Source organism: Pseudoalteromonas luteoviolacea (assembly GCF_000814765.1).
GTDB lineage: Bacteria > Pseudomonadota > Gammaproteobacteria > Enterobacterales > Alteromonadaceae > Pseudoalteromonas > Pseudoalteromonas luteoviolacea_H.
Genome location: NZ_JWIC01000007.1, coordinates 217,610 through 232,360, shown reverse-complemented (window position 1 = coordinate 232,360; position 14,751 = coordinate 217,610). Strand labels below are relative to the sequence as shown.

9 protein-coding genes are annotated in these 14,751 nt (G+C 41.5%); 1 reads left to right on the top strand and 8 read right to left on the bottom strand.

Annotation, left to right across the window (positions count from 1 at the left end):
* Nucleotides 1-18: 18 nt before the first annotated feature.
* The 7 genes from JF50_RS15500 to JF50_RS15470 are packed head-to-tail and all read right to left on the bottom strand — an operon-like array spanning nt 19 to nt 11,951.
* Complete coding sequence (locus JF50_RS15500) at nt 19-1,548, bottom strand: glycogen synthase (RefSeq protein ID WP_039610340.1); 1,530 nt, start codon at nt 1,546-1,548, stop codon at nt 19-21.
* A gap of 9 nt (nt 1,549-1,557) precedes the next feature.
* Nucleotides 1,558-2,856 carry a glucose-1-phosphate adenylyltransferase gene (glgC, locus tag JF50_RS15495; protein ID WP_039610339.1) on the bottom strand — a complete coding sequence of 433 codons (1,299 nt, stop codon included), beginning with the start codon at nt 2,854-2,856 and terminating at the stop codon, nt 1,558-1,560.
* Nucleotides 2,857-2,886: 30 nt separating this feature from the next.
* On the bottom strand, nt 2,887-5,370 hold the full coding sequence (locus JF50_RS15490) for a glycogen/starch/alpha-glucan phosphorylase (protein WP_039610338.1): 2,484 nt from the start codon (nt 5,368-5,370) through the stop codon (nt 2,887-2,889).
* The gene (gene glgX, locus JF50_RS15485) at nt 5,363-7,414 is read right to left on the bottom strand and encodes a glycogen debranching protein GlgX (protein WP_052262352.1); all 2,052 of its coding nucleotides are present in this window, start codon (nt 7,412-7,414) and stop codon (nt 5,363-5,365) included. The genes JF50_RS15490 and glgX overlap by 8 nt, the downstream gene beginning before the upstream one ends.
* A gap of 2 nt (nt 7,415-7,416) precedes the next feature.
* A complete protein-coding gene (gene glgB / locus JF50_RS15480) occupies nt 7,417-9,654 on the bottom strand; it encodes a 1,4-alpha-glucan branching protein GlgB (RefSeq protein WP_039610337.1) in 2,238 nt (745 codons plus the stop codon).
* Complete coding sequence (gene malQ / locus JF50_RS15475; RefSeq protein WP_039610336.1) at nt 9,654-11,642, bottom strand: 4-alpha-glucanotransferase; 1,989 nt, start codon at nt 11,640-11,642, stop codon at nt 9,654-9,656. The genes glgB and malQ overlap by 1 nt, the downstream gene beginning before the upstream one ends.
* A gap of 6 nt (nt 11,643-11,648) precedes the next feature.
* Entirely contained in the window at nt 11,649-11,951 is a 303-nt protein-coding gene (locus JF50_RS15470) for an isoamylase early set domain-containing protein (RefSeq protein WP_039610335.1), read from the bottom strand.
* A gap of 457 nt (nt 11,952-12,408) precedes the next feature.
* Between JF50_RS15470 and JF50_RS15465 the strand changes: the two genes are divergently transcribed.
* Nucleotides 12,409-14,322 (top strand): putative bifunctional diguanylate cyclase/phosphodiesterase, encoded by a 1,914-nt coding sequence (locus JF50_RS15465; RefSeq protein WP_039610334.1) that lies wholly within the window; start codon nt 12,409-12,411, stop codon nt 14,320-14,322.
* Here JF50_RS15465 and JF50_RS15460 read toward each other — a convergent pair.
* Nucleotides 14,319-14,747, bottom strand: coding sequence for an Lrp/AsnC family transcriptional regulator (locus JF50_RS15460; protein ID WP_039610980.1), 429 nt, complete (start codon nt 14,745-14,747; stop codon nt 14,319-14,321). The genes JF50_RS15465 and JF50_RS15460 overlap by 4 nt on opposite strands.
* Nucleotides 14,748-14,751: the final 4 nt, after the last annotated feature.

Genomic DNA, 14,751 nt, shown 5'->3' with positions numbered 1-14,751 from the left:
AGGATGAGTAGATATCATCTACTCATATAAATTTTCCTTGTACTGAATTGCGCTTTGTTCCCAAGTGAATCTACTTTGAGATGCACCAGCGGCTATTCTATTATACTCATCTCTGTGATGGATAAATACATTTATACACGCTTTAAACCTTTCTAATAAGTTATAAGCCTGATTTTGTATATTATCTCCACAAAAAGTAAACCCATTTTCATTATCAGATACCGTATCGGCGAGTCCTCCAACCGAATTAACTAAGCATGGCTGACCCGCTCTCATTGCCAACATTTGACTAATCCCGCAAGGTTCAAAAGAGCTCGGCATTAAAAACAAATCGCCCAATGCGTACAACAGATCACCAACATCCTGCCCATAGCCATTTAAGTAAAGCACATTTTCATTACGAGCCATAACTTGTGAAAACAAAAATTCTAATTCATGATCGCCTGAACCAAGTACAATCATCCTTCCTTTCTGATCACTGAGTGCCCTTGCTAAATGATCAAAAGTCATATCGCCATCGATTACTTGTTTAAGCAAAAATACTTTTTGATTTGTCAATCGGCCTACACTCGTTACTAAAGGGCCCTCACAGGGTGTTTTTTGCCATGCAAGCAGACGTTGATGTGCAATGTAATAAACACTTTTCAATTCCGCTGACTTTGCCATCCATTTAAAGATATTAGACTCAGCACTACTAAATAAGTCTGCCAGATCTGGTTTAGGCTGCTGCTGTGAATACTCACAGCCATTTAGGATCCCGACAAGTTTCCCTTTACTCGCCGCAATTTGCATATCATGCTCTAAGCCTTCACCACCAAAAAAGCCCGCTTGATGGTCACTACTTCTTTGCACTTCTTCACAGTAAGTAGGCGACACCAAGTGCACCTTGTCTACTAAGCCTATTGCAGCTCTCATGGGGTTAAAACAATGAGGATAAAGATGATCACATATCTGTTGACCATCATAGCTCATCGTCGGAAACCAAGCTTCAAGGCTAGATTCATCCCCGTTAAAAGGCCTCACGCCTTGCAATGCAAGATTATGCACTGTAAAGACGGTTTTTACTTGCTTCAGAACATTGAATCGCGGACTAAACTGTCGTAAAACGGCCACACAAGCAGCGTGCCAGTCATGTAAATGTAACACATCTACCTTGCCAATAAGCCCGTGTTCGATGACTTCACAAACTGCGGCGCTAAAAAACGCAAACTTATTAGCATCGGTATAAAACGGCCTGTCTACATCATTACAATAAACAGATCCTCCATGCTCAGAAAAAAGAGAGTGAGAGATAACATACTGTGACACCCCGTCAGCTTTCTCAACTAGCCACAACACAGCAGTTTCTAGGTGCTGTTTAAAAGGAACTGCAATGTCAGCAACGAACTGTCTATTTAAATTAGCTTGCCCATAATCAGGCACAATGACAGAGGTACTGATATCAAGACGAGACAAAGCGTAAGGGATATCGCGAATAACATCCGCGACGCCCCCAACCTTGCAATTTGGCAACCTATCATTTTCCGCTGCCACCATTACTACATGCATAATTTAACCTTAAGCGCTTTCCAAACTTGACTCTTTTGGTTTTTGGCTTGCTTGCAAGGCAGCAAGCATATCTCTAGTAACGAGTACGATACCTTTATTTGAGACTCTGAAACCATTACTGCGGTCTTCCTCTGGGTCGAATCCAATTCTCATACCAGTTGGGATCTCACAGCTTCTGTCAATAATTGCGTTCTTAATCCTACAATGACGGTTTATCTTAACACCTGGAAGCACAACTGCACCTTCTATTTCACAATAAGAATGCACATGAACATTTGAAAACAATAGAGATTTACGAACCACGGCACCTGAAATTATACAGCCGCCAGAGACCGTAGAGTCTACCGCCATCCCACGTCTATTTTCGTCATCAAATATAAATTTGGCAGGTGGAAGCTGCTCTTGATAAGTCCAAATAGGCCAAGATGGATCATACAGATCAAGTTGCGGCTGAACAGATACCAACTCCATATTCGCTTCCCAGAAAGAATCTATGGTGCCCACATCTCTCCAATATGGCTGTCCAGGATGACTAGGATCCCTAAATGGAAAAGCAAATACATTATGCTCTTCGATTATTGAAGGAATGATGTCGTGACCGAAGTCCCGCCCTGACCCCTCTCTTTGCGCATCTCGTTTTAGCTGTTCAAACAAGAACTCTGTATTGAATACATAATTACCCATAGAGGCTAAACAAGTGCCTGGCTTACCTGGAATAGATGCAGGCTCTGCAGGCTTTTCATCAAAACGACGGACCCGTTTACCTTCATCTACAGTCATGACGCCAAATGTATTTGCCGCTTCATCACAATCAACTTCTAAACAACAAACCGTCATATCAGCGCCCGTTTCGACATGTTTCGCGATCAATGCGCCATAGTCCATTCTGTACACGTGATCGCCCGACAATATCATGACGTATTTTGGTAGCTCATGACGGATTATGTCCATATTCTGAAATACTGCATCAGCAGTACCGCAATACCATTCATCGCCATAACGCTGTGAAGCAGGTAGGATTTCTACAGATTCTCCCAGCTCCTTTTTAAAGTGTCCCCATGCTCTATTTACATGCCTAATCAGTGAGTGAGATTTATATTGCGTTGCAATACCCACTCGACGTATCCCTGAATTAATACAATTAGACAACGGGAAATCAATGATTCTGTGCTTTCCACCAAAGTACACCGCCGGCTTTGCGCGCCAGTCGGTTAATTCGTGCAACCGACTGCCACGTCCACCTGCAAGGATCAATGCATAAGTGTCTCTTGTCAGGTTACTTATATAACGGTTTGCATAACTCGGCATTTCTTATCTCCATATTATTGTTCACGGCGGTTACTGCATTGGTTTCAATCGCCAAATCTCTTCGCTGTACTGAGAAATAGTACGATCGCTAGAAAAAGTGCCACTAGCCGCTGTATTTAAAATACTCATACGATTCCACAGTGTTTTATTCGTATAACTTTTTGCTGCCCGCTTTTGAGCTTCAAAGTAACTTTCAAAATCTTGAGCAACCAACCACGGGTCATTTGGGCTTGTAATTGATCCGATAATGTCATCGAAAATATTAGGTTCGAACAAATTAAAATGGCCACTTTTCAGCAATTTCATGGCATTTTTCAATGGCGCAAATGCATCAATAATGGCTGTTGGATCATAGTGCTGCCTTACCTGGTTCGCTTGCTCTGCAGTGACCCCAAACAAAAAGAAGTTGTCATCTCCAACTTGTTCTCTAATTTCTATATTTGCACCATCCAACGTGCCAATAGTCACAGCTCCATTCATCATGAATTTCATATTACCCGTACCACTGGCCTCTTTACCTGCTGTAGATATTTGTTGGGATAGATCAGTGGCAGCACAAATAGTTTCCATTGCGGTTACATTATAATTTGGCAAGAAAGCCACTCTTAAATAAGGCTGGGCAGCACTGTCTTTATTGACCACATTCGCCACATTATTAATTAGCTTAATGATAAGCTTAGCCATGTAATAACCGGGTGCCGCCTTACCACCAAATAAAACGCACCTTGGCACAATGTCTTTTACATCGCCTCGACGGATCTGGTCATACAACGCAATAACATGCAAAATGTTCAACAGCTGCCGCTTATATTCGTGAATGCGCTTCACCTGCACATCAAATATCATGCTAGTATCAAACTCAACATCACACCGCGCTTTAACTAACTCAGCTAATTTGGCCTTGTTAGCCTCCTTCACTTTTTGCCACTGTGTGTGAAAAGCAGGTTTATCATAGTACCTTCTTATCGCACTGATCTCGGAAAAGTCTGCTTGCCACCCTGCACCAATTTTATCGGTGATCAATGCCGCTAAATCTGGGTTACAATGTGCAAGCCACCTTCTTGGTGTGACGCCATTGGTTTTGTTGTTAAACTTGTTGGGCCATAAATTATAAAAAGTATTAAATAGGCCTGATTTAAGCAATTCAGTATGTAAAGCGGCGACACCGTTTACAGAAAAGCTACCAACAATGGCCAAATATGCCATTCTGATTTGTGGCTCAGGACCCTCTTCAATCAAAGAAAGTTGACTTTGTTTATCAACATCTCCTGGCCATTTCAGTGCCACTTCAGCTAAGAATCGCGCATTTATTTCGTAAATTATTTCGAGCACTCTTGGCAGTAGACGACTGAATAACGAAACCGACCATTTCTCCAAAGCCTCTGGCAATAAAGTGTGATTTGTATAGGCCATAGTCGTCGTGGTTATTTGCCAAGCTTGTTCCCACTCAAGCTCATACTCATCCAGTAATAAGCGCATTAGCTCAGCAACAGCAACACTGGGATGAGTGTCATTAAGCTGAAACACATGATATTGAGCAAAATCGCTAAAATCATTGCCATGCTGTTCAGTCCACTGATGTAATATATCTTGCAAACTTGCGCTCGATAAAAAGTACTGCTGTCGCAATCGTAGCTCTTTACCATTTTCGCTGGCATCATTCGGATATAACACCATGGTAATTTGCTCAGCTAAATTTTTCTTCGCCACAGCCTCGGAGTAACTGCCAGCATTAAACTCTTTCAGATTAAATTCATCTGTGGCTTCTGCTTTCCACAGTCTCAGCGTATTCACTACACCGTTTCGATAACCTGGGATTGGAACATCAAAAGGCACGGCTAAAACATCTTGCGAGTTGACCCATTGGTGGTGAGTACGGCCATGTTTGTCAGTATGGATTTCTACGTTACCAAAAAACTTAACCACTTTCGCTTGCTCAGGCGCGCTGAGCTCCCAAGGGTGACCTTCCCTTAACCATTTATCCGGTTGCTCTATTTGCACGCCATGTTCGATAGATTGATTAAACATACCGTACTCATAGCGAATACCATAACCAACCACGGGTAAACCAAGCGATGCGCAACTATCTAAAAAGCATGCTGCAAGCCTTCCCAAACCGCCGTTCCCTAGCCCAGCATCATGTTCAGCAGACTCGAGTTCTTCCAAGTCTGTACCATATTCTTTAAGTGCAGATTTTACTTGCCCTTCAAGATCTAAATTCAAAATAGCATTACCCAGTGCACGTCCCATCAAAAACTCGAGTGAGAGGTAAGCCGCTTTTTTGGTTTTTTGCTGTGCTAAATGCTGGTTCGTCGCTCTGCATCGAGCCACCATCCTATCTCTGATTGTTAACGCTAGCGCTTGAAATAAATAGTGCTTTGACTCTCCAACCCTATCGCGGCCTAAGGTATAATAAAAATGCCGATTTAAATCATCTGCTAGTGCGCTCTCATTAAGCTTCGGCGCGTCCTGCCAGTGTTTAACAACACACACATTAGACTTTTTGTCAGTCATTCGTGTTTTCCTCTAAATTTGACACAAGTACCCAGGCACTCTGTCCAGTTAGACAAAAAGAGATAGGAAGCGTCTTTGCGTCAAAAGCGTGTTCTGACGTAAACATGCATTCCCAGCTACTAGAAAAAGGGGAAGTTGGAAGCGATATGGACAAGTGCTCTTTATCTGCATTTAAAATCACCATCACCGCTTTTGATTTGAGTTTATCGGCAAGGACATACATAAGCGTTTTATTCTCTTCGTCATGCCAATCGCTTTCACTCATCGGAAGCATGTCTTTATTTAACCATTCTACCGAAAACCGCTCATCATCAGCATGCACGAAGAATGGGTGCTGAAACACACTTAATTGCTTTCTTAATTTAATTAAATCTGAGATAGATTGACTCAACGAATGAGTCATATTTTGGCCTGACCAATCTAACCAGTTGACTTCATTGTCTTGGCAATAAGCGTTATTGTTACCGAGCTGGCTATGATTCAACTCGGTCCCAGCCGCTATCATCGGTACTCCCTTTGACAAAAACAGGGTAACCAACGCATTCAATTGCATTTTGATACGTAGGTTGTTGACCTCACTATTGCTTGTCGCACCTTCTACGCCGCAATTAAACGAGTAGTTTTCGCTATGTCCATCGCGGTTGTTCTCACCATTTGCTTCATTGTGCTTATGCTCAAAACTCGTCCAATCAGCGAGACTATAACCATCATGGCTAGTCAAAAAGTTAATTGAATTAAGCGGTCCCCGTTGATTATGTTCAAACAAATCATTAGAGCCATGGATCCGCTTTGCAAGTTCAGGCAACGTCCCACCATCACCTCGCCAAAAGCGCCTAACTACATCGCGATATTTATCATTCCACTCTCGCCAAGGAGGCGGAAACGCGCCAAGTTGGTACCCACCAGGTCCTACATCCCAAGGCTCTGCAATTAATTTCACGGAAGATAAGATTGGGTCTTGTAAAATTGCCTGAAAAAATGCATGGCGGCTCGTAAAGCCCTCTGAGGTTCGTCCAAGAATTGTCGCTAAGTCAAACCTAAACCCATCAACCCCCATTACTTCGACCCAATATCTGAGACTGTCCATAATAAGTTTTAAAGTTATCGGGTCATCAATATTCACCGTGTTACCACAGCCAGTATCATTGATATAAGCAGATTCTGAAGAATTTAATGTTCGATAATATCCGTTATTATTTAGCCCTTTGAAAGACAGCATAGGGCCATCGATGCCGCTTTCTGCAGTGTGGTTGTATACAACATCTATGATCACCTCAATATCATGTTCATGAAATTGTCGCACCATAGCTTTAAACTCATTGATATCACCATTTACACAATAAGCTTTGTGGGGCACGAAAAAGCTCAGCGTGTTGTACCCCCAATAATTTTGTAAACCTTTAGTAGTCAAAAACTGTTCACTAACAAAAGCGTGAACAGGTAACAACTCTATCGCAGTTACTCCCAGTGACTTGAGGTGTTGCAAAAAGCTCGGCTGCACCAGTGCGGAAAATTTTCCAATTTGGGATTTTTCAATTTCTGGGTGTAATTGCGTAGCGCCTTTCACATGGCACTCATAAATAAACGTATCGCACCAAGCAATATTTGGCTTTTTACCTGTATACAACTGCGCTTTAACCACCTTAGACTTCGGCATATCAATGGCATTGTCTAAGGTATTAAATTCTCCAACAGGTAAATGGCAATAGTGACGTTCGCTCCAAGTAAACTCACCACTGAAGTCCTTTGCATAAGGATCAAGAAGCAATTTATTAATATTAAAAAAGTGCCCATCTGAGAGGCTGTAAGGGCCATCTACTCGATAGCCATAAAGAGCCCCCTCCTTGAGGGAGTCTACAAAGACACTCCACACGCCCCCTTCGTGGCCATACATATCTATTCTGTCTCGCTCACATCTGCCAAACCCATCAAATAGGCAAAGACATACTCTGTCTGCATTAGGCGCGTAGACCGCAAAATTAACGCCGGCGTCGGACACTGTGCTGCCAAGCGGAAACATCTTACCTTTATGAGATATAACCATGCTTATGCCGATATAAATTTTAAATAGACGGTACTGAGAGGCGGTATCGTAATTTCAATACTATTGTCTAAACCATGACTTGAGACCGCTTTGCTTTGTACAAGTTGCTGCCGATGAGCCACAACGTTTACACCACTGCCATAAAAACGCTTCTCATCCGAGTTAAAAACAACTTGATAAACACCACTTTTGGGCACGCCCAAACGGAAATGATGGAACACCTGAGGCGTAAAGTGGCTTACAACAACCATAATCTCTGACTGCTGCTTACCATATCTCACAAAGCTCAATATTGATTGTTCACTATTATCGCAATCTATCCATCTGAAACCAGCTGGCGAACCATCAACCTCGTATAATGAAGGTGCTGAATGATATACTTCGTTCAGTGCTTTTACAGAGTCAAAAACTCCTTTATGTGCATCACTTTCCAATAAAGACCAATTGAGCTGTTGATTGTGATCCCACTCTTCTCTTGGTGCTAGCTCACTCCCCATAAAGAGTAACTTTTTACCTGGATGAGCAAACATGAAACCATAATATGCACGCAGGCTTGCGAATTGCTGCCAATCATCTCCCGGCATTTTGCTCAATAGCGATCCTTTTCCATGGACAACCTCATCATGACTTAATGGCAATATGTAATTTTCAGAAAATGCATACGCCATTGAGAAAGTCATTTCATGATGATGGAATTTTCTATGAATCGGATCTCGCTGCATATAACCTAGGCTGTCATTCATCCAACCCATATTCCATTTGTATCCAAATCCGAGCCCACCATGATCAACACTTTGTGTTACACCTGGCCAGGCGGTAGATTCTTCAGCAACCATCATGGCATGAGGCGAATTTTTATAACAAACGGCATTACTTCTTTGTAAGCAATCTATCGCACCCAGGTTTTCTCTGCCTCCATATTGGTTTGCTACCCACTCACCATCATTTCTGGAGTAATCCAAATACAACATGGATGCCACTGCATCGACTCTCAACCCATCTAATTGAAACTCTGAAACCCAGTAGTTTGCATTAGAGAGCAAATAGCTTTTTACTTCTGGCCTATCATAATTAAAAACACATGTGTTCCAATCAGGATGAAATCCTTGACGCTTGTCAGCATGTTCATACAAATGTGTACCGTCAAAGCGGTTAAGGCCATGAGGATCAGTCGGAAAGTGACCTGGCACCCAATCAAGTAAAAGTCCTATTTCATACTCGTTACATACTTTGCTGAAATATGTAAAGTCATCTACAGAGCCAAAACGGCTTGAAGGGGCAAATAAACCGACAGGTTGATACCCCCATGAACCATCAAAAGGAAACTCACTGATGGGCATCAGCTGGATATGTGAAAACCCTAGCTTTTTTACGTAAGGGACTAGATCATCAGCGAGTTCTCGATAAGTTAAAAAGCGGTTTCCCTCGTGCTCTCTGCGCTTCCAAGAACCTAAATGCACTTCATAAATCGATATCGGAGCCTCTACATGATTACGCTTTGCACGCAACTGCGACTCTTTTTTGTCCAAAGGTTGTAAGTTTAGGCTTTGTTGCAGTACGCTTGCAGTGCCTGGCGCTTGCTGCATTTTTCTAGCGTAAGGGTCTGCTTTCTCTAACTTTTCTCCATTTACAGTGGTAATGGCAAATTTATAACAACTATCCGCTGATAAGCCTGGAATAAATAAATCCCATACGCCACTGGCAGGATGATGACGCATAAAATGTTGGCTAGCTTGCCAATAATTGAATTCACCAATCACAGATACACATTTAGCATTTGGCGCCCAAACACTAAACTGAACCCCCTGTACGCCCTGATGCTCAATAAAGCGCGCGCCAAAATGATCGTATCCATGCTCTAATGTCCCTTCATTGAATAGATACATTGCATCTACATCTAAGGCACTGCTAAAGCTGTAAACGTCTTTAAAAAACAAAGGACCCGACTCAAACTCTACTTTTAGTCGATAATTTCTAATATCAAGCTCAGTATCTAAGACGATAGTAAATAAGTCAGTTTCCAAATAACGCGCAAGCTTTTTCGTTTTTTTGTTTAATACAACGGAAACACTGTGGGCACTGGGGATATAAACACGTAAAACCGTATACACCTTTGGTCCAACCTTCACACTGTGAGGCCCCAAAAAACTGAAAGGATCCGAAAATGTGCCAGCTTGTAAAGCACTGACCTGATCTGTGTAATCTTCTAAAATCTCAACATTTTTACTTACGGTATTCATTATTGCTTCCTGGTTGCATTGAGATGCTGAATAAAGTTTTTATTAAATTCGAATAATTCATCAAGTTCATGATTTAATTTGCGACGCCAGTTCGGATACTCCTTATTCGTACCCGGTATATTTACGGGAAACGCTTGCGAATCCAGATCATCTAGCTGAATAGCCAACAACTTACTCGGGCTTTTAGCCAATATCTGCATGACAGCTCTGTAGACATCTTGACTATCTGCGCTCATATCAAAATCAGCTCCATCGTGCTCACTAAGCCACTTGACTAAGCGTTGTTTCTCTACTGTACGAGCATGTTTTTGGTGATGGGATTGATGTTTGTCAACCAGCCCATACTCATACTTGATATCAATGTCTTTTTCCGTCCACCAGCCATGAAAAGGTGGTACGTCATGATTGGCAACCATAATTAACGCATTTTCCCTAAGTTCTTCAGTCGCCTTGAACTCTCCCTCATGATTCTTTTCAAAATAAAATAGCGTATTCCCAAAAATAGCGGATTCGTGGAGCGCCTGAGTTACCTCTGGTGGTACCACACCCAAGTCTTCACCTATTACAAGAGAATGATGCAAGTGCGATTCAATTTTGAGTATTGCCAAAAGATAATCAAATGGATAATAAACATAACAACCAAGATCTCGCCCTTCACTGTTAAAACACCACCACAGCCGTCTCAATGACATGACATGATCTATGCGTAATGCACCAACATGATTCAGGTTAGAGCGGACAAGCGACTTAAAATAAGCAAACTTGTTTTGCTTGATTCTGATTGGGTTTAGTGCTGGCATCCCCCAGTTTTGGCCCTGCTCTGCCCATGGATCAGGCGGTGCGCCAATATTTGCTTTTTCAGTAAAGCAAGACTGGTAACAACCAAACTCTACCCCCCCTCCGGTGCACCCAACTGCTAAATCATTAACCAGCCCGATCTCCATTCCTTTTGCTATACACAAAGCTTGACAACTGGCCAACTGCTCCGAGCAAAGCCATTGCAAGAACCATTCAAAACGACTTAATTCTAGGCCGTTTAATATGACTTGCTTTTCATCAATAAACTGGTTGAAACAATCCATTCTATAGGGGCTTTCTAACCAGCATTCATACAATCGCTCAAACAGCTTATATTTCAAATTTGACGTTTTAGTGTAGTCAATAAACTTGCTTGAGGTCACCCTGCCCGACCCGACATCGGCCGTCGACGTGAATCGCTGCGTACAATCATTGCCAACAGTCTGCTCAATATCATCAAGGGCAATATACAAAGGGTTTATGAGGCAACGGTGAGACGGGCTATATGGGCTGGCTTCTTCTGGACTATCTGAAAACAGCAAATGAAGTGGATTTAGCAGAACAAAATCACCTCCTTGCAAAGCGAATAAATCAATGAGTTGCTTTAAATCAGCAAAATCTCCAATGCCATAATTTCGGTCGCTTTTGAGTGTATAGAGTTGTAAAGATATCCCAAGTGGTTTTTTGTTGCTGTCATTATAATATGGGTTGTAGCAATGTTTAGGCACTGACCACAGCTCTGATGAGACTTCACCAAAAGCGCCTTCCAGTGTCATATCAAAATAGCCAATGGGTAATTGGCCCAAAACAACATCAACTCCGATATAGCGCTCGCCGTTGTGAATATACTCACCGACCTCCTCACACGCACTGAGTAAAATCGTTGTATCGATACCTGCAGCTTGTGCTTTTATGCCCACCATTGAGTGTTTAAAAGATTCATGGATCTTGAGCAAAAATTTACCTGACTCACTACTACATAAAGTAACTTCTTCAACGACTCTCGTCCAAGGTGCAATATCCAACTCGAAGTTCAAATTTTCAATGGTCTGCGGATCATGAAGATTGACACCGCAGCACTCAAGTGCAGCTTGCCTAGTTAAATTGTCAAAAACGACATGCTCTCCATCGTATTTAACAAAATCAAACCCAATACCATGAAGATAAAAAAGTTGCTGTAATCCTTCCATTGGCGACTAAGCCAATCTTTGCGTATCAACAATGCTGTTTTCGCTGCCAAAACCATTCGCAGCATAACCATCAGCACAGTTGTCGTTATCCCATTGGTTGCCGTTGATTAAATATCGAAAGTGAAATTGCTTGTCCGTAGGCAGCCTGTGCTTGAGTTTAAATCGCTGCTCTTTTTTGTTGAATCTCATGTTAAGAGGCTGCCAATCATTGAACTCTGCAACAAGCTCTACTTTTTTTGCTTCAGGGTGAGAAAACTCAAATGTGATTTCAGCTTCGTTTTTCGTTTTAAAAAAACGTTTTGTTAACATTTTTGGCTCCAAAAACCTAACTTGGTTGGTGTTCCTTGCCACAAAACTATGTCGTATAATATATCGCTACACGAACACGCTTTGTGAGAATAGTTTAGTACATAAAATAACCTTGTACGCCTCACTACAGTGCAATACAGCAAAATTTTGCACCAGAAAAGTACATTTTTGGACAGTAAGCCCATTGCTTTTTAATGCCCATCTGAATTTGAGCAATAATTAGGCCAATGACTTAAAAAAGTAGATAAGAATCATTATCGTGTAAAGTGAATTATATTGATATTTGATCTTGCTCAGAGAAGTGTAAATGATTGTCCCTAAATTAAATTGAAATAATTTTGATAATTGCACTTGTAAATAAAAGCGTGTAAAAGGTTGTCATCCCTGAAGTCAAATTGATGTATACTACAGGAACATGAAGGATCCGGTTTTCGGTTAATTTTGGATTGTGTAAATCATGCAGAATGTTTTAAAAAATTTAGCTTATGCTGTTGTCAGTGTTGTAGTAATTGGTATTGCTGCAAATCTGACTTTTGCTAAACACGTCCTGAATGCGCAATCCGGGCTTCTCTCTTTACACACGCAAACCAAAAATATAGAGCAAATAGAGAAAACCTCTCCTTGGTATCATTTCGTCTATTACGACCAAAAATTCATCAAAGTAGATAACCACACATTTGTTGTTATCACTAAGCAACCTACTCAGTATCAGGTTGTACCCACCACCAGCATATTTAAACTGGTATGGTCATCGCCCACGTTACTCATGCTATGCATACTCGCTGTACTATTTTTTATTACCCAGCAAAAGCGCAATAAGCGTGAACAAACGCAGTTAGACGCACTTAATGCGATTAATAAAGATCTCAATGCATTACTTAATGGGCTTGATATCAAACATAAAGAGCTGCATTCAGGTGGCCCAGTTACGCAAATTTGTTACGCAGTGCAATCTTTAAGTGACAACTTACAACGCATAAAAATACAATCAGACAGTCACGTTTATCAAGATAAGCTCACTAAGCTCATAGATAGACATGCATATATTGAACATATCAGTGAGCAACTCACCATTGCAGATCAAAGCAAGTCAAAGTGTGGATTGCTGTTTATTGATTTGGATGGATTTAAACAGGTTAATGACTCTTTTGGCCATAGCTTTGGTGATGAGATATTGATCCAAGTCTCTGGAAGGCTTGAGCAAGTGGTTAGACAATTTAAACTCAATGACGCTCACCCAGTGCATGGCTTAGACCAAAACTTATCTCGTTTAGGCGGTGACGAGTTTTCTATATTTGTGCCTAATTTGAATGACACTAGCTTTTGTACTGAGATAGCACAAACTATTCTTAGCGAAATAGAGCGCGATTTTGTACTTGGGAACAAGCTTGTAAAAATAAGTGCCAGTATCGGTATTGCAGTATTCCCAGATAGCGCATCCACGCCGAATGCCCTGTTACAAATGTCTGATGTCGCAATGTACCGTGCTAAAACAGATGGTCGGGGTATATTCAGAGTATATTCTCCGGAAATGGGGAACAAGATTAGACGCTATCACTATTTATTAGAAGAATTGAGACTTGCGATTGCCTCTCAAAATTTTCAACTGTCTTTCCAGCCTATTGTCCATGTTGAAGATTGCTCAATAGATTATTTCGAGGCCCTCACCCGTTGGCACCACCCTATTGAGGGGTTAATTCCACCATCTGAGTTTATCCCCATTGCAGAAGAATCAAATTTAATTTTAGAGTTAGGAGATTGGATCTTACTTGAATCATGCCGACAGATGTCTGCCTGGCACAATGCGGGGATGAAAAAAGTAAAAATCTCTGTGAATGTGTCTGGTATTCAACTTAAACATCGCCCTGTTTATGATTGGGTTTTAGAAGCACTTGAAAAGTCAGGGTTGCCCGCAACCTCGTTAATGATCGAAATCACCGAGTCAACGTTAATCACAGCAAGCGATGAAATTATTGCTCAGCTTGAGCGTTGTCGTAGTGCAGGTGTAACGATTGCAATTGATGATTTTGGCACGGGTTTTAGCTCTTTAAGTACACTGGCTGATTTACCGATAGATGTAATTAAAATTGATAAACTCTTTATTTCACAGGCAAAAGACAACCCTAAATACTTCAAAATTTTAAACTCAATCAGTGAGCTTGGTGCACAGTTAGGACTTAAAATCGTTGCTGAAGGTGTTGAACAACTTGATCAGTTTGAGTTGGTCAAAGATATGGGTATTTGTTGTGTGCAAGGTTACCTAGTCAGTCGCCCAGAGACCTCACGCAATGTTGGCGATAAAGTACTTAAAGGCAATGTCAACCACATTGCCACCACTGGGACGAGTGTATGGTTGCCCAAAGCCAATTAGCGTTGAAACTTCGTCTCTAAGATAACGGCTGAATTCGTTCTTTCTACCCCATCAAGATTCCCTATTTCATCCAATAACTGACTTAATTGTTCTAAACTTTGCGCCTCGACAATGGCTATCATGTCGTACTCACCGCTTATCGCATATAAAGCAGAAATATGAGAGAGCTGTTTCAAAGCAATATTGGTTTTTGCTGTTAGCTTTTGTTTGACCTTAATAGAAACATGCGCCACAACAAGGTTTCCCAAATAATCCTGCCCAAAATCAATCTTGTAACCTTGAATAACACCACTTTGCTCTAGTTTTTGTAACCTCGATTGTACCGTTGTCCTAGACATGTCCAACAACCTTGCCAGCTCTGAAATACTTGCCCTTGCGTTGCTACGCAGTACAGAAATCAATCTCTCATCTTGTTTACTTATCATTTTG